The sequence below is a fragment of the Curtobacterium sp. UNCCL20 genome, from assembly GCF_900101675.1.
In the GTDB taxonomy this organism is placed as follows: domain Bacteria; phylum Actinomycetota; class Actinomycetes; order Actinomycetales; family Microbacteriaceae; genus Curtobacterium.
On sequence record NZ_FNKG01000001.1, the window covers coordinates 1,888,928 to 1,906,884 of the forward strand.

14 protein-coding genes are annotated in these 17,957 nt (G+C 72.9%); 7 read left to right on the forward strand and 7 right to left on the reverse strand.

What is annotated here, in order from left to right; genetic code table 11:
- The first annotated feature begins 78 nt into the window (after positions 1–78).
- The 3 genes from BLT36_RS09155 (at position 79) to BLT36_RS18720 (ending at position 4,412) form a co-directional block, all read left to right on the forward strand.
- Positions 79–1,275, forward strand: coding sequence for a ScyD/ScyE family protein (locus BLT36_RS09155; RefSeq protein ID WP_139166417.1), 1,197 nt, complete (start codon positions 79–81; stop codon positions 1,273–1,275).
- 36 nt (positions 1,276–1,311) lie between these two features.
- On the forward strand, positions 1,312–2,709 hold the full coding sequence (locus BLT36_RS09160; RefSeq protein WP_092094117.1) for a pyridoxal phosphate-dependent decarboxylase family protein: 1,398 nt from the start codon (positions 1,312–1,314) through the stop codon (positions 2,707–2,709).
- Positions 2,710–2,999: 290 nt separating this feature from the next.
- Positions 3,000–4,412, forward strand: a complete 1,413-nt coding sequence (locus tag BLT36_RS18720) for a protein kinase domain-containing protein (protein ID WP_175529554.1) — start codon at positions 3,000–3,002, stop codon at positions 4,410–4,412.
- Here the strand turns inward: BLT36_RS18720 and BLT36_RS09170 are convergent.
- The 6 genes from BLT36_RS09170 to BLT36_RS09195 all read right to left on the reverse strand — a co-directional run bounded on the left by BLT36_RS09170 (position 4,399) and on the right by BLT36_RS09195 (position 12,155).
- Entirely contained in the window at positions 4,399–4,878 is a 480-nt protein-coding gene (locus BLT36_RS09170) for a tetratricopeptide repeat protein (protein ID WP_092094118.1), read from the reverse strand. The two genes, BLT36_RS18720 and BLT36_RS09170, sit on opposite strands and share 14 nt — an antisense overlap.
- Positions 4,879–5,228: 350 nt before the next feature.
- The gene (locus BLT36_RS09175; RefSeq protein ID WP_092094120.1) at positions 5,229–7,109 is read right to left on the reverse strand and encodes a DUF6807 family protein; all 1,881 of its coding nucleotides are present in this window, start codon (positions 7,107–7,109) and stop codon (positions 5,229–5,231) included.
- Positions 7,106–8,782 (reverse strand): hypothetical protein, encoded by a 1,677-nt coding sequence (locus BLT36_RS09180; protein WP_092094121.1) that lies wholly within the window; start codon positions 8,780–8,782, stop codon positions 7,106–7,108. The genes BLT36_RS09175 and BLT36_RS09180 overlap by 4 nt, the downstream gene beginning before the upstream one ends.
- Positions 8,782–9,735, reverse strand: coding sequence for a carbohydrate ABC transporter permease (locus BLT36_RS09185; protein WP_254787468.1), 954 nt, complete (start codon positions 9,733–9,735; stop codon positions 8,782–8,784). Before BLT36_RS09185 ends, BLT36_RS09180 begins: the two co-directional genes overlap by 1 nt.
- Positions 9,732–10,706, reverse strand: a complete 975-nt coding sequence (locus BLT36_RS09190) for a carbohydrate ABC transporter permease (protein ID WP_217638275.1) — start codon at positions 10,704–10,706, stop codon at positions 9,732–9,734. Before BLT36_RS09190 ends, BLT36_RS09185 begins: the two co-directional genes overlap by 4 nt.
- Before the next feature lie 168 nt (positions 10,707–10,874).
- Positions 10,875–12,155: an extracellular solute-binding protein gene (locus BLT36_RS09195; RefSeq protein WP_092094550.1), complete on the reverse strand. Its 1,281-nt coding sequence runs from the start codon at positions 12,153–12,155 to the stop codon at positions 10,875–10,877.
- A 265-nt stretch (positions 12,156–12,420) separates the two neighbouring features.
- Between BLT36_RS09195 and BLT36_RS09200 the strand changes: the two genes are divergently transcribed.
- From BLT36_RS09200 to BLT36_RS09215, 4 genes are all read left to right on the forward strand, one after another.
- Entirely contained in the window at positions 12,421–13,461 is a 1,041-nt protein-coding gene (locus tag BLT36_RS09200; protein ID WP_092094123.1) for a LacI family DNA-binding transcriptional regulator, read from the forward strand.
- 329 nt (positions 13,462–13,790) lie between these two features.
- Positions 13,791–15,038 (forward strand): Gfo/Idh/MocA family protein, encoded by a 1,248-nt coding sequence (locus tag BLT36_RS09205; RefSeq protein WP_092094552.1) that lies wholly within the window; start codon positions 13,791–13,793, stop codon positions 15,036–15,038.
- Positions 15,035–16,312, forward strand: coding sequence for a DUF993 family protein (locus BLT36_RS09210; RefSeq protein ID WP_092094124.1), 1,278 nt, complete (start codon positions 15,035–15,037; stop codon positions 16,310–16,312). The genes BLT36_RS09205 and BLT36_RS09210 overlap by 4 nt, the downstream gene beginning before the upstream one ends.
- Positions 16,309–17,211 (forward strand): sugar phosphate isomerase/epimerase family protein, encoded by a 903-nt coding sequence (locus tag BLT36_RS09215; protein WP_254787469.1) that lies wholly within the window; start codon positions 16,309–16,311, stop codon positions 17,209–17,211. The genes BLT36_RS09210 and BLT36_RS09215 overlap by 4 nt, the downstream gene beginning before the upstream one ends.
- 43 nt (positions 17,212–17,254) lie before the next feature.
- Here the strand turns inward: BLT36_RS09215 and BLT36_RS09220 are convergent, their stop codons facing one another.
- Entirely contained in the window at positions 17,255–17,899 is a 645-nt protein-coding gene (locus BLT36_RS09220; RefSeq protein WP_092094556.1) for a class I SAM-dependent methyltransferase, read from the reverse strand.
- Between the last annotated feature and the right edge of the window lie 58 nt (positions 17,900–17,957).

The following is a 17,957-nucleotide window of genomic DNA, read 5'->3' on the forward strand; positions in this document are numbered from 1 at the left end:
GCCGCCTCCAGACTCCCGACCGCCTTCTCGCGTGTCCGCGGCGTCTTCGTACCCGGATCCTCCACCAAGGAGCGCATCATGCACAGGACCATGTTCATCGGCGGCCTCGCCGCGATCGCCCTCGCGACGGTCGCCGTCGCCGCCCCGGCCCAGGCCCACGGAACCGACCACCGGTCGCCGTCCCTGGACGTCGGTTCCGCCACCACCCTCGCGTCGGGCCTCGTCTCGCCGCTCAGCCTCGAGATCGACCAGAGCGGCCGGGTCGACGTCACGCAGAACTTCACCGGGACACTCACCCGGGTGCTGCCACGGGGCGTCACGAGGTCGCTCGCGACCGCACCCGCCGGCCAGGAGATCGGCGCCGTGTCGGCTCGCGGCGATTCGGTCTACTACGCCCAGAACGACCAGCCGAACGGCGTCGCGAAGCTCATGGTGCTGCCTCCGCGGGGTGCCGCCCGACAGCTCGCCGACCTCGGTGCGTACGAGGCACGCGTCAACCCGGACCGTGTCAACGGCTACGGGTTCCGCGGCCTGCCGTCGGCGTGTGCGGCGCAGGTCGACCCGGCCGGCGAGGCCGGGCCCGCGCGCTACCGCGGGGTGGTCGACTCGCACCCGTACGCCTCGCTGGCCCAGCGCGAGGGCGTGTACGTCGCCGACGCCGGCGGCAACGACGTCCTGCGCGTCGGGTACGACGGTCGCGTGTCGACCGTCGCGGTGCTCCCGGCGCAGCCGCCGGTCCGGATCGACGCCGCCACGGCGACCGAGTTCGGTTTCCCCGCCTGCGTCGTCGGCTACGGCTACGCGTTCGAGCCCGTCCCGACCGACGTCGAGCGCGGCCCCGACGGCTGGCTGTACGTCTCCACCCTGCCGGGCGGCCCGGAGAGCGCGGCGCTCGGAGCCCGCGGCAGCGTCTACAAGGTGAACCCGTGGAACGGTGCCGTGCAGCGCGTCGCGACCGGGTTCGTCGGGGCGACCGACCTCGCCGTCGACCAGCGGACCGGCACCGTCTTCGTCGCCGAGCTCTTCGGCGGCGCCGCGGGCACCGGCCAGGTCTCGATCGTCTCGCCGTGGTCCGGACGGACCGTGCAGACCGTCGCGGTCAGCTCGCCGGGAGCGCTCGAACTCCGGAACGGTGCGCTCTACGCCACGACCGACGCGTTCGTGCCGGACGAGACGGGAGCACCCCAGCCCATCGGCAAGGTCGTCCGGTGGAACGTCACCGACCGCCACAGCCACGCCCGCTGGGGCGACGACGGCGCACGCAGCTGGCAGTGACCCGCTGAGCTGAGCCGACCGGACGGGACGGACGTCATGGAGATCGACCCGAGCGTGTACCGCCGCTCGCTCGACCGCGCCGCGGAGCACGCGCTCGGGTGGATCACCGGACTGCCCGAACGGACCGTCCGACCCGAACAGGACGTCGAGGGTGTGCTGCACACCCTCGACGTCCCGCTCCCCGACGCCGGCACCGACCCCGCAGCGGTGGTCGACGAACTCGCCACGGTCGCCGAGCCCGGCCTGATGGCGATGCCCTCCGGCCGGTTCTTCGGCTGGGTGATCGGCGGCACCCTGCCCGCGGCGATGGGCGCCGACTGGCTCGTCAGCGCCTGGGACCAGAACGCCGCCATGCGCTACCCGACGCCCGCGACCGCCGCGCTCGAGCAGGTCGCCGGCAGCTGGCTGCTCGACGTGCTCGGGCTGCCGGCCGAGTCGGACGTCGGGTTCACCACCGGGGCGACGATGGCGAACTGGACCGGTCTCGCCGCCGCCCGCGCCTGGGTCCTCGACCGCGTCGGGTGGGACGTCAACACCGCCGGCCTCATCGGAGCGCCCCCGGTGACCGTGCTCGTCGGCGCCGAACGGCACACCTCCGTCGACCTCGCCCTCCGCTACCTGGGCTTCGGCGCGCCGACCGTCGTCGCCGCGGACGACCAGGGCCGGACCCTCGTCGGCGACCTCCGCGCCCACCTCGACCGGGTCGACGGGCCGGTGATCGTCTGCCTGCAGGCCGGCAACCTGCACTCCGGGGCCTTCGACCCGATGCGCGCCGCGATCGCCCTCGCCCACGAGCACGACGCCTGGGTGCACGTCGACGGCGCCTTCGGACTCTGGGCCGCCGCCAGCCCCGTGCTCCGTCCGGGGCTCGACGGGGTGGAGACCGCGGACTCGTGGGCGACCGACGCACACAAGACGCTGAACGTCCCGTACGACTGCGGTGTCGCGTTCGTCGCCCGGCCGTCGGTCACGCGCGCGGCGCTCGGCACGCAGACCGCGTACCTGATCCGCGACCCGGCTGACGTCTCCGAACCGTTCGACCTCGTGCCGGAGATGTCCCGGCGCGCTCGGGGCGTGCCGGTGTGGGCGGCGCTCCGGCAGCTCGGACGGTCCGGCGTCGTCGACCTGGTCGAGCGGCTCGTGCGCCACGCACGGGAGCTGGCCGACGGGCTCCGATCGCTCCCCGACGTGGAGGTGCTCAACGACGTCGTCTTCACCCAGGTGTCGCTGACCTTCGGTTCGGACGAGCGGACCCGTGCGGTCACGGCGCGGCTGATCGAGGAGGGGGCGGTGTGGATGTCCGGGTCGAGGTGGCGCGGGCGGGACGTGCTGCGGATCTCGGTGAGCAACTGGTCGACGAACGACGAGGACGTCCGGTTCTCGGTGGAGGCGGTGCGGCGGGCGCTCGGCCCGGTGTCGGCGCTGCCGACGTAGGCGCCGCTTGCTGGTTGCCGCTGCCGGTTGTTGCCGGCGCCGCCGCCGGGCTTTGCTGGTGAGATCGCACTTCGGCGGTGTCCGCGCGGGTCGAGCGCCGCCGAACTGCGATCTCACGCGCCCGAGCGGCGCCCGAGCGGCGCGCGGGTGCGCGCGCTCGCGCTCGCGCTTGCCCGCGCGACCGCGCGCCGCGCGCAACCGTTCAGCCGGAGAACGTGATCCGGACGCCTCGACCCCCTGCCGGATGCGATGATGCATCGTTGCACGCCGGGGTCGAGAACGAGGAAGTCATGAGTCCGACAGAGGGACAGGAGGGCCGGACACCGGTCCTCGACGGGCGGTACCGCCTGGAGCACGCCATCGGCCAGGGTGGGATGTCGGTCGTGTACCGCGCCGTCGACGAGACCCTCGGCCGTCCGGTCGCGGTGAAGGTGTTCCACCCGGGCACCGTCGACATCGCCCGGCAGGAGGCCGAGCTCGGCGTCCTCGCGGCCCTCGAGCACCACAACCTCGTCAGCCTGCTCGACGCCGGTGTGGTCACCGGCGCCGACGGCACCCGGCAGCGCTACATCGTGATGGCGCTCGTCGTCGGGCAGGACCTCGAGGAGCGCCTGTCCGTCGGCCCCCTCGCCTCCCGCCACATCGCCGAGATCGGCTACGACCTGGCCGAGGCGCTGCACTACATCCACGCCCGCGGTGTCGTGCACCGCGACATCAAGCCGTCGAACATCCTGCTCGTCGACTACGGCAACGACTCCGACCGTGCCCGCGCACGACTCACCGACTTCGGCATCGCGCTCGCCGCGGGGGTCGAACGGCTGACGGCGGACGGGGTCACGACGGGCACCGCCGCGTACCTCAGCCCCGAGCAGGCCCGCGGCGGTGAGGTCGGACCGGCGAGCGACGTCTACTCGCTCGGCCTGGTCCTCCTGCAGTGCTTCACCCGCCGGCGCGAGTTCCCCGGCTCGCTCGTCGAGTCCGCCGTCGCCCGGCTCTCCCGCGACCCGGTCGTCCCCGAGCCGCTGCCGGAGCACTGGAAGTCCTTGCTCCGTGCGATGACCGCGCAGGACCCACACGACCGCCCCGTCGGGGCCGAGCTCGTGACACTCCTGCGGGACGCCGTCATCGCGGAGACCGCCGTCGCCGACCACGTCGTCGACCCGGACGTCGACAACAGCGCGGTCGACACTGCTCCGCTGGCGGCCCCGTCCGTCGAGCCCGCCCGCCCGGCGACGCTCGACGAGCTGCCGGAAGAGGCCCTGCAACGCACGACGGCGATGGCCGCGCGGCTCTTCGACGCGCCGATCGCCCTGGTCGAGGTGCTCGACGAGGACCGCGAGTGGTCCTCGTCGTACATCGCCGAGGGCGTCGACGAGTCGGCCCGGAGCATCAGCTTCCGGAACGGGTTCGCGCCCGTGCCGGTCCCGGTCGTGATCCCGGACGGCTCAGCGCACCCGGAGATGCGGAACAGCCCGCTCGTCACCGGTCCGCTCGGCCTCCGGTTCTACGTCAGCGTGCCGCTCGTGAAGCACGACGGCACGGCGATCGGCACCCTCGCGGTGCTCGACACGCGCCCGCGGGAGACGACCGAGGCGGACCTCGCGAACCTCCACGACCTGGCGGCCCTCGCCGTCTCGCAGCTCGAGCTCCGGCAGGAGTCGCTCCGGACAACGAGCGACTCCATCCCCGTCACCGGTCGGTGAGCGCCGCCGCGTAGGCGCGGACCGACCGGTTGTAGCGGGGCAGCGTCGGCTCGACGGCCTCGATCGCGACGCGGAGCGCCTCGTCGTGCCGTCCCGCGCTGTGCAGGGCGAGCGCGAGGAACACCCGCGGCGCCGCACCGGTCGCCGGGTGGTGGGGCGCATCGCGGAGCATCGTGATCGCCTCGTCGACGCGGTCGAGGTTCCGGAGCGTCGAGGCGTGCTGCACGACGAGCTGCGCAGCGCGCACGGGGTCGACGTCTGCGAGGCCGGCTGCCGTCGCCGCCGCGTACTGCACGTCGGCCTCGGCCTCGTGCCCGGCGGAGTCGAACGCGCCGCCGAGTTCGAAGGCACCGAGTGCGGGTTGGGGTGCAGAGGTGCGCAGCGCGCGCATGCGGTCGAGTCGGGCCTCGTCGTCGATGGTGTCGTCCGCCCACAGCGTGGCGACCTGGTCTTCCCACTCGCTCATCCGGCCAGGCTAGCGCTCGCCGACATGCCCGCTCCGGCATGCCTCCCCGCCGCCCTCTCGCGAGCGGGCGAAACCCCCGGGTGGACCGACGAGGGCACCGTGGAGTTCCGCCCGCTCGTGGAGGTGGCACGTTCCGGCACGGGCATGGCTCGGCCGCGTTGCACATCGAGCGGGCGAAGTACCAGGGTGCGCGCACGCGCGGACCCCGGGATTTCGCCCGCTCGCGGAAATGGGAGCGGAGCGGCGGTAGCGCGGGCGTGGGCGGCGGGAGCGGGGCGGCCTGGAGGCGCGGGGCGGGGCCGCCACGCGCCTCCAGGCCCGTGGGCGGGCGCGTGCAGAGCCCCGGCCGGTCAGTCCGAGACGGTCGCGCGGAAGGACCGCACCAGCGGGATGCCGGGCCGGACGAGCGCCGGCTCGCGCCACGCGAGCGCCGACCCGAGCGCGGGGTACTCGGCAGCCCGGACGAACCACGGGTCGCGGTGGTCCAGCGCCTCGAGGCGGACCGTCGCCGCCTCGCCGTCGAACACCGCAGACCACTCCACCCACGGCGCGACCGACCCGTGCACGGCCTCCTCGCCGTCCGCCACAGCCGTTCGCACGCGGACGTCGCTGCACCGGGGGAAGCGCCAGAAGAAGCCGCCGTAGCCGGCACCGACGCGCCCGTTGCTGCCCGGACCGCCCAGGTGCACGACCGCGTCACCGGGGGCTCGGAACGACGACGACCAGGTGAGCTCCCACCCGGAGTCGACCGTGCGCCACGCGAGCGAACGGTCCTCGTGCAGGACGACGCGACGGTCGGGGCCGCGCCAGACGACCTCCTGGGCGAGGGTCCGACCGTGCAGTTCCTCGGAGAGGACCGAGGCGCTGCCGTGGTCGTCACGCCAGACGTACCCCTCGCCGTGCACGTACGTCCGGCCACCCCAGCAGTTCACGCCGTCCACGTCGGGGATCGCGAAGCCGACGCCGCAGTGCCAGTCGTGGTCGGCCGGGTGGTGTGCGCTGACCGTGGTACCGGCCAGCGTCCGGACCGGGTGGAGGTACGGCCGCGGGGACGACGTGGCGATTGTGCCGCCACCGTCGCGGACCTCGGCGACGCGGACGCCGTCGACGACGAGCTCGTGCAGCACCTCGTCCGCAGTGGTGTGTGCCCAGGGGGCTCCGACCTCGGAGAACAGGGCGCGCTCCTCGGCCGCGCGGTCGACGATCGCCTCGACGTCGGCGACGAGGGGGCGCCGTTCGGGTCCGTCACCCTGCCACGTGACCCACGGGTGGTCGATCTGCACGGGTTCGGCGGCGCGGACCGCTTCGAGCACCTCGACGAAGGCACCGGTCGAGACGAGCGGGACGAGGAGGTCCGTGCCGGTGGTGCGGTGTGCGAGCAGGTCCTCGAGGAGGTCGGTGCGACCGAGGTGCCGGGTCTCACCGTCCATCGTGAGGTCGTCCGACGTGTAGTGCAGGACGGCGGACCCGCTCGTGCCCCGGACCCTGATCGCGGGGAGGACCTCGGACGGACCACACAGCGTGAGCGCCGCGGTGGCCTCGAGACCGGCCGTCGTCGTGACGCGGACGGCCGAGGTGTCGTCGCCCTCGATCGCGTTCGCCCGGTACAGCTCGACCTCGACCCGGGCGACGTCGGCGGCTCGACGGCAGCCGACCAGCGCGAGGGCCGTCGCGACCGCGTGGGCGAGCGGGTTGGTGACGACGCCGTCCAGGACGTCGACCCCGTCCACCCGTCGTCGGCCGGCCCAGCCGGAGCGGTCCCAGTACGCCTGGTTCCTGGTCCACGTGCCGACCGCGGCAGCCGACCGGACGCGGCCGATGACGGACCCACCGCGGAGTGCGGGAAGGGCGTCGGAACCGAGGCTCTGGAAGCCGACCTGCACGACGTGCCCGGTGCGGCGCTCGGCGTCGAGGAGGGTGGCGAGGTCCGCCCGGGTGGTGACCGGGGGCTTCTCGAGGAGGACGTCCGCACCGGCCTCGAGGGCGGCGAGCGCGAGCGGGAGGTGGGCGGCGATCGGCGCGGCGACCACCACGACGTCGACCGGGCCGTGGGCGCGCGCGGCCTCGACGTCGGCGGCGACGGGCGCGCCGCCGTCCAGGTCGGTGCCGAGCGTCGGGTCGACGACGGCGGTGAGCGTGCAGGACCCGGCGGCGACGAGTCGGTCGATGTTCGCCCGGTGGTGCAGGCCGTAGCCGCGGGCACCGACGAGCACCACTCCGGGAACGGTCATCGCGGGGTGCCGATGACGACCCGCGTGCGTCCGGGAGCACGCCCGGTGACGTGGACGTGGTCGCCGTCGGGTCGGTCCGTTCCGCCGAGGAACGCGTAGTCCTGGCCGGGGGCGTAGAACGCCGGCTGGCCGACACCGCTCCCGTTGCCGGGTCCGAAGGTCAGCTCGTCCGTTCCGGCACGGTGGACGCCGGTGCCCTCGGCGAGGACTCGTTCTCCGGTCGCGGCATCGGTGCGCACACCGGAGAACGTACCCCCGGCTCGGAAGGTCAGCTGCAGCGACCACGGGACGTCGGCACCCTCGGTCGCGATGTCGAGCGTGACCGCGCCGGGCGTGATCGACACCTCGACCGTCGTGGTGAGGGTCACCGCGTCGGTGGTCCGCTCGCCGAACGACATCGCGGCGGAGAAGCGCCCCTCGTCGCCGAGGTCGTACGCGCCGTCCGCTCGACGCGCCGCCGGCGGGAGGGGCTGGTGGTAGCCGGCCGAGACCGTCTCCGTGAGCCGCCACCGCCCGTCCCCGAGGTCGTCCATCGCCGTCGGACGGAACGGGCCGAGCCCGAAGAACTCGCGCGACAACCGCACGTCCGTGAGTGCGGCGCCGCCGGACACGACCCGCAGGAAGGTCGGGCTGTTCGCGAGCCCGGAGCGCACGTGCCCCTCGGTCGGCACGTCCGATCCCGCGAAGAGCACCACGCTCCGGTCCGGTTCGCGGACGTGCACCAGCCGTGCCTCGCGGAAGCGGGACGTCCCGGGGGCCAGGGGAGCACCGACCGGGAGCGGTCGGCCGAGCAGCGGGTCGGTCATCGCGCGGGCGGCGACCGCACCCGGCTGCCACATGTCGGCGACGGCCGCGCGGGCTGCGACGGCGGCGAGGTCCGCGCGGTCGTCGAGGACCGCCACGTGCCAGAGCAACGGCGCGAACGGGCCGATGCCGAACGGCTGCGACTGGTCCTGCCGGCGGGACTGCACGGTCTCGACGGTGTCATCGGGCAGCAGCAGCGCGAGGGTGGCGTCGAGCGACCGACGCACCGGGTCGAGCAGGTCCGGCCGGTCGAGCACCGACGCGAGCACGAGGAACGACGGACACGACACCGCGGCGGCGTAGTTCGGGCTGCGCTCGGACCACAGGCCGTCGGCATCGATGTCGGGGCCCTCGGCCAGCCACTCGTCGATCCGCGCGACGAGCGACGGCGACGGGTGCAGTCGGTGGATCCGGGCCAGCGCGGCGGAGATCTCCCACCGGTGGTTCGGCGTGTGCACGCCACCGGTGAGCAGAGCCGGGGTCGCGCGCCGGACGATCCGGTCGAGGTCGTCGGCCAGGGCTGTCGCCGCGGCCACGGACGCCCGGTACGGCGCGAGCAGCTCGAGGGCGTCGCACACGTCGTTCACCGTGAAGGCGGAGTCCGGTGGGGAGAGCACGTTGTCGCCGCCGACGAACGTGCCGCCGGGGGACTGCCGGGCCGCGAGGTGCCGGACCCGGCCGTGCGCGATCGTGAGGTCCGAGTCGTCGTGATCCGTGCCTCCAGGCCCGCTCCGGACCCACGCGCCGACCAACGCGAGCGCGTCCGCCATCAGCTCGCGGTGCTGGAGCGCCGCCGGCTCGTCGTCGGCGAGCCGGATGCGGGCGACGTCCGCGTCGGCGGCCGGCGCGACCGCGTCGAGGAAGCCCATCAGTCCTTGAGACCCGCGTTGAGGTCCGCACCGTTCACGTACTTCTGGAAGACCAGGTACAGCAGGAGCAGCGGGACGATCGAGATCACCGATGCGCCGAGGAGGACCGTCCAGTTGACGTTCTCCGCTCCGACGATGCTCTGCAGCGCGATCTGGATCGTGAACTGGTGCGGGTCGTTCAGGACCAGCAGCGGCCAGATGTAGTCGTTCCACCGCCACTGGAACGAGAAGATCGCGAGCGTCAGCATGATCGGGCGGGAGATCGGCAGCATGATGCGCCAGAAGATCCCGAACTCGCTCGCACCGTCGATGCGGGCGGCCTCGACCAGGTCGTCCGGCACCGTGATGAAGAACTGGCGGAACATGAAGATGCCGGTCGCGGTGATGACCGACGGCACGATGATGCCGGCCAGGGAGTCGTACATGCCGAGGTCGCGGATCACGATGAAGGTCGGCGCGAGGATGACCTCGGTGGGGAGCATCGTCGTCGCGAGGATGCAGACGAAGAAGACCTTCAACCACTTGTTGTCGTACTTCGCGAGGGCGTACCCGGTGGCAGCGCTCGCCAGGACCGTCAGCACCGTCGTCACGAGGGCGACGATGATCGTGTTGCCGAAGTAGCGGGCGAAGTCGAAGCTCGACCAGGCCTCCACGAAGCCGCTCACCGACCACTGCTTCGGCAGCAGCGTCAGCGGGTAGGAGAACAGTTCGCCGCCCGGCTTGAACGCGCTGAGGACGAACCAGAGCACCGGGAAGCCGAAACCGATGATGAAGACCCAGAGGAGGGCGGTCGCCGCGATGGCCTTGGGGCGGGGCGGCCCCTGGTGGGTCTGCCGGCCGCGCGTGGTGCGTCGACCGCGTCCCCCTCGGGTGTCGGTCGGTGTGGCGCTCGTCGCCGCGGGACTTCCCGGGGTGCCCGGGTTCCCGGGGGTTGCAGGCAGGGTGGCGGTCATCGACGGGCCTCCGTCCGACGGTTCACGGCGAGCTGGATGAGAGCGATCGCCATGAGGATGAGCATGAGGACCATCGACGCCGCACTGGCGTAGCCGATGTGGGCGTTCTGGAAGCCGTTCGTGTAGATGTACTGCACGAGCAGGTTGTTGTCGGTACCCGGTCCGCCACCGTTGAGGGCCTGGATCGTGGCGAACTCCTTGAACGCGCCGAGCGACGACAGCAGGATCACGATGAACGAGGTCGGGGCGATGCTCGGCAGGGTGATGTAGCGGAACTGGTGCCAGGTGCCGGCGCCGTCGAGCGACGCGGCCTCGTAGTACGACTGCGGCACGTTCCGGATCGCCGCGACGAACAGCAGCATGTTGAACGCGGCGCCCGCCCACGCGGTCGCGAACACGACCACGAGCAGCGACAGGTCGGCGTTCGACTGCCACGGCACCGCCTTGCCGCCGAACGACTCGATGACGAAGTTCGCCAGGCCGAAGTTCTCGCCGAACATCCACCGCCAGATCACGCCGGTGACGATGGGGGAGATCAGCCACGGCACGAAGAACACGATGCGGGCGACGCTCCGGCCCTTCGCCGCGGGGCTCGTGAGCATGAGCGCCATCGACAACGACAGGACGAAGCCGAGCGGCACCGCGACGATCGCGTAGAGGAACGTCCGGGCGAGTGCGGCGTAGAAGGTGCTGTCCGCGAAGAGTTCGGCGTAGTTCGCCAGCCCGATGAACTTCGGGTCGACGACGCCGTTGTAGTCGGTGAACGAGTAGCCGAGACCGATGACGGCCGGCCAGACGAAGAACACCACGAACAGGACGGCGTTCACGCTTACGAACAGGATCGGGGCGAGGACCGGGCGGCTGACGCCGGAGCGTCGACGCTTCGTGGTCCGCGGGGCGCCGGACCGGTCCGGCGGCACCGGGGTGGGCACGGCGGTCTGCACGTCGCCGGCTGCGGTGGGGATGCTCACGGTGATCCTCTTCGTTCGTCGTGCGGTGGTCGAGGGGACGGGCCCGGGCGGTGCCGGACGGGCCCGGACGGGCCCGGGCGGTGCCGGGCGGTGCCGGACGGACCCGGACCGTGCTGGGACCGGGCGGCGCGGTCGGGTGCTGCCTCACCCGGCCGCGCCGCTGCCACGTCAGCCCACGTGGTCCTCGTAGTACTTCGTGATCGTCGCCAGGGTCTCCTTGGCCGACTGCTGCCCGTTGATGAGCTTGCCGACCTCGGCCGTCGTCGGGTCGGTGCCGAGCTCCTTGCCCTCGACTGCCCACTTCGCGCTCTCCTTGGCGTAGGAGCTCGAGATGGGGTCAGCCGCTGCGATCTCCTTCTGGTACAGCGCGAAGGAGTCCTTGGCCGCCTGGGAGGTGAACGGGTAGTCGATCGTCAGGCCGCTCTCGACGGGCAGGAAGCCGTTCGTCGTGACGAGCTTCGCGTAGTTCGTCGGGTCGTACATGTAGTCGATGAACTTCTTCGCCGCTGCACCGCGGGTGTCCGAGTTCTCGAAGCCGACGATGTTGCCGCCGTAGTTGATCTCGGTGGCGTGCGTCGGGTCCGCCGGGGTCGCGGCGCTGGCCCAGTCGAAGTCCGTGATGTTCGACGCGAAGTCGGAGGACTGCCACACGCCGGAGAAGTACGCCACGACCTGCCCGCTCTTGAACAGCGCGTTCGGGTCCTGCCCGCTGGTCCACACCGACTTCGGCATGATCGAGTCGTCGTTCATGTCGGCGAAGTCCTGCAGTGCGGCGGCGGTCTTCGCGTCGTCCGGGAACGAACCGTCCTTCTTCTGCTGCATGAAGTCGGTGCCCTTGGTGAACATGTACGCGCGGAGCCGCGACGGCGACGAGTCGAACACGAGGTCGTACTTCGCGCCGGTCTTCGCCTTCACCTGGTCGGCGGCCTTCAGGAACTCGTCCCAGGTCCACGCCTTCGCCGGGTCGGTCGGGTAGCTCACGCCGGCCTTGTCGAACAGCGACTTGTTGACGAACAGGCCGGCTGCGGTGACGTCGGAGGGGATCGAGGTCACCTTGCCCTTGTCGTCCGCCGCGATGAGGTCCTCGTCGATCTTGTTGGCCTTGTCGTCCACGATCGACGAGAGGTCGACGGTCTTGCCGGTCCAGATCGGGTCGATCCCGGCGGCACGCACGACGTCCGGCAGCGAGTTGGCCTGGGCCGACTCGCGCAGTTTCGTCTGCAGGCCGTCGTAGGGCAGGTTCACGATCTTCACCGCGACGCCGGTCTTCTTCTCGTACGCGGTGGCGAGGTCCTGGTAGCCCTTCTCCTGCGCCGTGGAGGTCGACAGCCAGAACGTCAGCTTGTCGACCTTGCCGCCGTCCCCCGAGCTGCCCGAAGCGCAGCCGGAGAGGAGGGCGAGGGCGGCGAGGCCGCCGGCGAGTGCGAGCACTCGTTTGGATGACTTCATCGTCACTGCTTTCGTTCGGGGCCACGGGCTGCGCCGTGGGTGAGCATTCGGGATGTCTCGGCCGAGGACACAAGGTCTACACGACGAGGGGCATCCTGGCAAGCGCTTTCCTCGCAAATGTTCCGACAATGTGACGTGCGGTTCGCGACCCGGCACACGTGCGACCGAGGGCGCCGCACACGTGCGCCCGAGTGCGCCCAGCGCGGCGCGGAAATCGCTATCCTCACCACAGACCGCGCATCGCGGATCGGACTGGAGGCGCGACATGCCGGAACGGGGCACGGTCACCCTGGCAGACGTGGCCGCGCTGGCGGGCGTGTCGCTCGCGACCGCCTCGCGGGCGCTCAACGGCAGCGCCCGGAAGGTCCGGCAGGAGTCCGTCGACCGCGTGCACGCCGCCGCGCTCGAGCTCCGGTACACCGCCAACGTGCAGGCACAGGCCGTCGCGCGGGGCACCACGACCACGCTCGCCCTCGTGGTCGGTGACATCGCCGACCCCTACTTCGCCGCCATCGCCGCGGGGGCGATCAAGGCTGCCGACGAGGCCGGGCTCGTCGTCACGATCACCTCGACGGGCGGTGACGCCGGACGCGAGGCCGAGGTGCTCGCCGTCGTCGCCGGTCTCCGGCCGCGCGCCGTCGTCCTCGCGGTGAGTCGACGGCTCGGCAACGACGCGGACCTCGGAGCCTCGGTGAGCAGACTCGTCGCGGCCGGTGCCGGCGTCTCGGCGCTCGTCTCGGACCTCGACGGCGCTGTGGCCGGGGTGCCCGGCGTGCAACCGCTCGTGATCCGGAACCTCAGCGGTGCCGCAGCGCTCGCCGGGGCACTTGCCGAGCTGGGACACGACTCCTTCGCCGTGCTCGCCGGCGACCCGGACCTCGTCACCGCCCACGCCCGGGTCGAGGGGTTCGTCGCCGGACTCGCCGCACACGGACTGCGCGTGCCGGACGAGTGCATCGTCACGTCGGAGTTCTCGCGGGACGGCGGCCACCAGGCGATGACGACGCTGCTCGACCGCGCTGCCAGCGGTGCCGCGAGTCTGCCGCGCTGCGTGTTCGCGGTCACCGACCTGATGGCCGTGGGGGCCCTCGCGGCCATCCGGGAGCGCGGACTCGTCCCCGGGGTCGACGTCGGGGTCGCCGGGTTCGACGACGTGCGCATGCTGGCGGACGTCGTGCCGGCGATCAGCACGGTGCGGTTGCCCCTCGAGGAGATCGGTGCCCGGGCTGTCCGCCGAGCGCTCGGGGTCGAGGCCGACGGTGCCGTCGACGGCGAGGTCGTCCTCCGCGCGAGCACCGCCCGGTAGTCGCCCGCGCTGCCGTCTGCAGTCGCTCCCTGCGCGCCGAGATCGCACTATGTGGCACTCCCGACGGCGTCGAGAGGCACTTTGTGCGATCTCGGCGGACGTGAGCGGCGAGTCGTGGGACCTCGGCGGACGAGGGGCGAGCGGGAGCGACGACCGGGCGGCGCGGGCCGCCGACCGAGCGGCGCGCGAACGACGGCGGACCGGCTGGGGTGGGTGCGGTGTGGGCGGCTCCTGGTGTACGGTTCCGGCAAGCGCTTTCCAGCACATCGGAGAGCGGGCCACAGCGAGCAAGGGAGCACGCGTTGACCACGCGAACCATCGGCATCATCATGAACGGCGTCACCGGACGCATGGGCTACCGGCAGCACCTCGTCCGGTCGATCCTCGCGATCCGGGACGACGGTGGGCTCCTGCTCCCGGACGGCAGTCGCGTCCAGCTCGAACCGCTCCTCGTCGGCCGGAACGCCGCGAAGCTCGAGGAGATCGCGGCACGCCACGGCCTCGAGCACTGGACGACCGACCTCGACGCCGCTCTCGCCGACCCGCGCTGGGACGTGTTCGCCGACTTCGCGGTCACGAGCGCACGCGCCGACGCCCTCCGGAAGGCCATCGCCGCCGGGAAGGCCGTCTACACCGAGAAGCCGACGGCCGAGACCTCGGCCGAGGCGCTCGAACTCGCCCGCCTCGCCCAGGAGGCCGGCGTCCCGAACGGCGTCGTCCACGACAAGCTCTACCTCCCCGGCCTCCGGAAGCTCCGTCGTCTGGTCGACTCCGGCTTCTTCGGGAAGGTCCTCAGTGTCCGCGGCGAATTCGGCTACTGGGTGTTCGAGGGGGACTGGCAGAGCGCCCAGCGCCCGAGCTGGAACTACCGCAAGCAGGACGGCGGCGGCATCGTCGTCGACATGTTCCCGCACTGGAACTACGTGCTCGAGCAGCTCTTCGGCCGGGTGGAGTCCGTGTACGCCCGGGCCGTCACCCACATCGAGGAACGCACCGACGAGCAGGGCGTGCCCTACCCGGCCACCGCCGACGACGCCGCGTACGGAGTGTTCGACCTGGCGGGCGGCGTCACGGCGCAGATCAACTCGAGCTGGGCGGTGCGGGTCGACCGCGACGAGCTCGTCGAGTTCCAGGTCGACGGCACGGACGGCAGCGCCGTCGCCGGTCTGTTCGGCTGCCGCATCCAACCGCGGACGGCCACGCCGAAGCCGGTCTGGAACCCGGACCTCCGGGACGAGCGGGACTACCGCGGGCAGTGGCTCGAGGTGCCCGACAACGAGGAGTTCGGCAACGGCTTCCGCGCGCAGTGGGAGGATTTCCTCCGCGACCTCGTCGCCGGCCGCCCGCACCCGTACGACCTGCTGTCCGGCGCCCGCGGCGTCGCCCTCGCGGAGGCCGGCCTGCGGTCCAGCGCCGAGGGTCGACGTGTGGACCTGCCCGAGCTGACGCTGCCCACCAGAGCCGACCCGCGCCTCCAGGCCGCCGCTCCGCGCCCCCAGGCCGCCGCTCCGCGCACCGGACCGGCGGACGTGCCCGAGGTCGCCCAGCACTCCGAGACCGTCGGGGCCGTGTCGTGACCGACGTCCTGACGCTCCTCGCGCCGGACGGGTCCACGAGCACCACGCCCCTCGGCCCACCGGCCGTCGCCGACTCGGCGAAGCCGGACGGCCCCCTCGCCGAGCGCGTCGTGTACGCGGCGGCGCACGTCGTGCCCCGGGCGGCGGCGGACAATACGCCGGGTGCTCCGGCGGACCTCGACTGGGACGCGACGCTCGCGTTCCGGCACCACCTCTGGTCGTGGGGACTCGGGGTCGCGGACGCGATGGACACCGCGCAGCGGAACATGGGCCTCGACCCGGCCGCGACCCGCGAACTCGTCACCCGCTCCGCCCGCGAGGCTCGGTCCGTCGGCGGCCGCATCGTCGTCGGGGTGAACACCGACGACCTGCCGGACGGCCCCGCAGGCGAGCAGCAGGTCGTCGACGCCTACGTCCGGCAGCTGCACCACGCCGAGGACGCCGGCGCGGGTGTCGTGCTCATGGCGAGCCGGCACCTCGCGCGGCTCGCACGGGGCAGCGACGACGCCCCGAGCGTCTTCCGCCGGGTGTACGCCCGCGTCATCGAGCAGGCGAGCGCCCCCGTCGTGCTGCACTGGCTGGGGGAGGCGTTCGACCCTGAGCTCGCCGGGTACTTCGGCGGCGCAGCCGCACCCGCGCCCGCGGGCGCACCCGCACCCGCCCCCACCGCCGCGGACACCGTCCTCGCCATCATGCGCGACGCCGGCGAGCAGGTGTCCGGCATCAAGATGAGCCTCCTCGACGCCGATGCCGAGACCGCACTCCGCGCCCGGCTGCCCGAGACCGCCCGGATGTACACGGGCGACGACTTCCACTACGTCGACCTCATCGCGGGCGCTCCGACGGCGGACGGCCGTCACGTGCACTCCGACGCCCTCCTCGGCGCGTTCGCCGCGATGGCGCCGATCGCCTCCGCCGCCGTCCGCGCGCTCCCCGACGAGACGTCCTTCCGCGCGCTCCTCGGCCCGACCGAGGCCCTCGCCCGCCACGTCTTCAGCGCCCCCACCTGGCACTACAAGACCGGCATCGCCTTCCTCGCGTGGCTGAACGGCCACCAGCCCGCCTTCGCCATGGTCGGCGGGCAGCACGCCGGGCGTTCGCTGCCGCACCTGTCCGAGACGGTCCGGCTCGCGAACGCCTGCGGTGCGCTCGAGGACCCGTCGCTCGCGGCGTCGCGCTGGCACGGTCTGCTCGCGCTGGCCGGGGTGCCGGTGACGGCCGGGAGGCGCGGCTCGGCCCCCGGCGACCGCTCCGTCGTCGGGGTGGTCGCGTGAGCACCCCGGTGACGACGGACGCGCTCGCGTCTCGTCGCGCTGACCCGCACCCGCGGCTGTCCGTCAACCAGGCGACGATCAAGTACGCCTCGCTCCGCGACGCACTCGACACCGTCCGCGAGGCTGGCGTCGGTGCGATCGGCACCTGGCGGGAACCCGTCGGCGAGGTGGGCCTCAAGGTGGCTGCACGGATGGTCGCCGAGTCCGGCCTGCGGGTGTCGACGCACTGCCGCGGTGGCTTCTTCACGCTGCCCGAGGGTGCTGCCCGCCGCGCTGCCCTCGACGACAACCGCCGGGCGATCGAGGAGACCGCGGTGCTCGCCGCCGCCGGGGCGGAGGGGTCCCGAGCGGTCCTCGTCCTGGTCGCCGGCGGCTTGCCCGAGGGGTCGAAGGACCTCGTCGCGGCGCGGTCCCTGGTCGCCGGCGCCCTCGAGGAGCTCGTGCCGTTCGCCCTCGACGCGGGCGTCCAGCTCGCCGTCGAGCCGCTGCACCCGATGTACGCGGCGGACCGTGCGGTGGTGTCGACGTTGGCGCAGGCCCTCGACCTGGCGGCGCCGTTCCCGGCGGCCGCGGTCGGCGTCGCGGTGGACACCTTCCACGTCTGGTGGGACCCGTCGCTCAGCGCCTCGATCGCTCGTGCCGGGGCTGCCGGACGCATCGCGACGTACCAGGTGTGCGACTGGGTGACACCGCTCGCCGCCGACCCGCTCCTGTCGCGCGGGTACCCGGGGGAGGGGCATGTCGACTTCGGGCCGATAAGCGCCGCCGTCGCGTCGGCCGGGTACACCGGCGACGTCGAGGTCGAGATCTTCAACCAGGCGGTGTGGGACACCCCGGCGGCCGAGGTCGTCGACCGCGTCGTGCGCGCCTTCGCCGCCGAGGTCGCCCTGCCCGCCTGACACCCCGCCGGCCCGGGCCGGCGATCGCACCCCGCGCGCCGCGTCACCGACGGCGGACGACCACCACGCTGTCGACGGTCTCGTGCGCCGTCCCCTCGGGCGTCGTCGCCGTCCGCGGCCGGAGCTCGGCGGCGACGACCTCCCACCCGTCGCCGAGCTCCATCGCGTCCAGGTCCTCGGCGGGCGTCGGGAACCGGTACGACCGCAGCTCCTCCGGCAGGTCCCCGTGCGGCGGTGCGGCGTGTGCCGTCACGAGCAGGTGCCCGCCGGGAGCCACGAACCCGGTCGCTCGCCGCAGGATCTCGGCCCGTGGGATCGCCACCGGCCACGACTGCAGGAACGACGCCGTGACGAGGTCGAACGACCCCGTGGGGGACCACGTCGCGAGGTCCTCCGCCACGAACGCGGTCCGCTCGGCGACGCCCGCGGCGTGCGCGGCCCTCGTCGCCCGCTCCACCGCCGTCGCGGAGAGGTCGATCCCGGACGCCTCCCACCCCTGCTCGGCGAGCCAGACGACGTCGCCGCCCTCACCGCAGCCGAGGTCGAGGGCACGCCCCGGCCGCAGTCCGCCGGCGACCGACGCCAGCACGGCGTTGACCCGTCCGGACCAGATGCCGTCGCGCTCGGCGTAGCGGGCCTCCCACCAGTCGTGGGGAGATCCGGAGGCGGTGTGGTCGTGAGCCTGCATCCGCACAGTCCACTCCGCACTGCGCCGCTCGGACAAGGTCCGTTGCCGGACCAGCAAG

Excerpts from the sequence above, each read along its gene's own strand:
- BLT36_RS09155 (WP_139166417.1), top strand. The coding sequence starts at position 79 with ATGCACAGGACCATGTTCATCGGCGGCCTCGCCGCGATCGCCCTCGCG.
- BLT36_RS09160 (WP_092094117.1), top strand. The coding sequence starts at position 1,312 with ATGGAGATCGACCCGAGCGTGTACCGCCGCTCGCTCGACCGCGCCGCG.
- BLT36_RS18720 (WP_175529554.1), top strand. The coding sequence starts at position 3,000 with ATGAGTCCGACAGAGGGACAGGAGGGCCGGACACCGGTCCTCGACGGG.
- BLT36_RS09170 (WP_092094118.1), bottom strand. The coding sequence starts at position 4,878 with ATGAGCGAGTGGGAAGACCAGGTCGCCACGCTGTGGGCGGACGACACC.
- BLT36_RS09175 (WP_092094120.1), bottom strand. The coding sequence starts at position 7,109 with ATGACCGTTCCCGGAGTGGTGCTCGTCGGTGCCCGCGGCTACGGCCTG.
- BLT36_RS09180 (WP_092094121.1), bottom strand. The coding sequence starts at position 8,782 with ATGGGCTTCCTCGACGCGGTCGCGCCGGCCGCCGACGCGGACGTCGCC.
- BLT36_RS09185 (WP_254787468.1), bottom strand. The coding sequence starts at position 9,735 with ATGACCGCCACCCTGCCTGCAACCCCCGGGAACCCGGGCACCCCGGGA.
- BLT36_RS09195 (WP_092094550.1), bottom strand. The coding sequence starts at position 12,155 with ATGAAGTCATCCAAACGAGTGCTCGCACTCGCCGGCGGCCTCGCCGCC.
- BLT36_RS09200 (WP_092094123.1), top strand. The coding sequence starts at position 12,421 with ATGCCGGAACGGGGCACGGTCACCCTGGCAGACGTGGCCGCGCTGGCG.
- BLT36_RS09205 (WP_092094552.1), top strand. The coding sequence starts at position 13,791 with ATGAACGGCGTCACCGGACGCATGGGCTACCGGCAGCACCTCGTCCGG.
- BLT36_RS09220 (WP_092094556.1), bottom strand. The coding sequence starts at position 17,899 with ATGCAGGCTCACGACCACACCGCCTCCGGATCTCCCCACGACTGGTGG.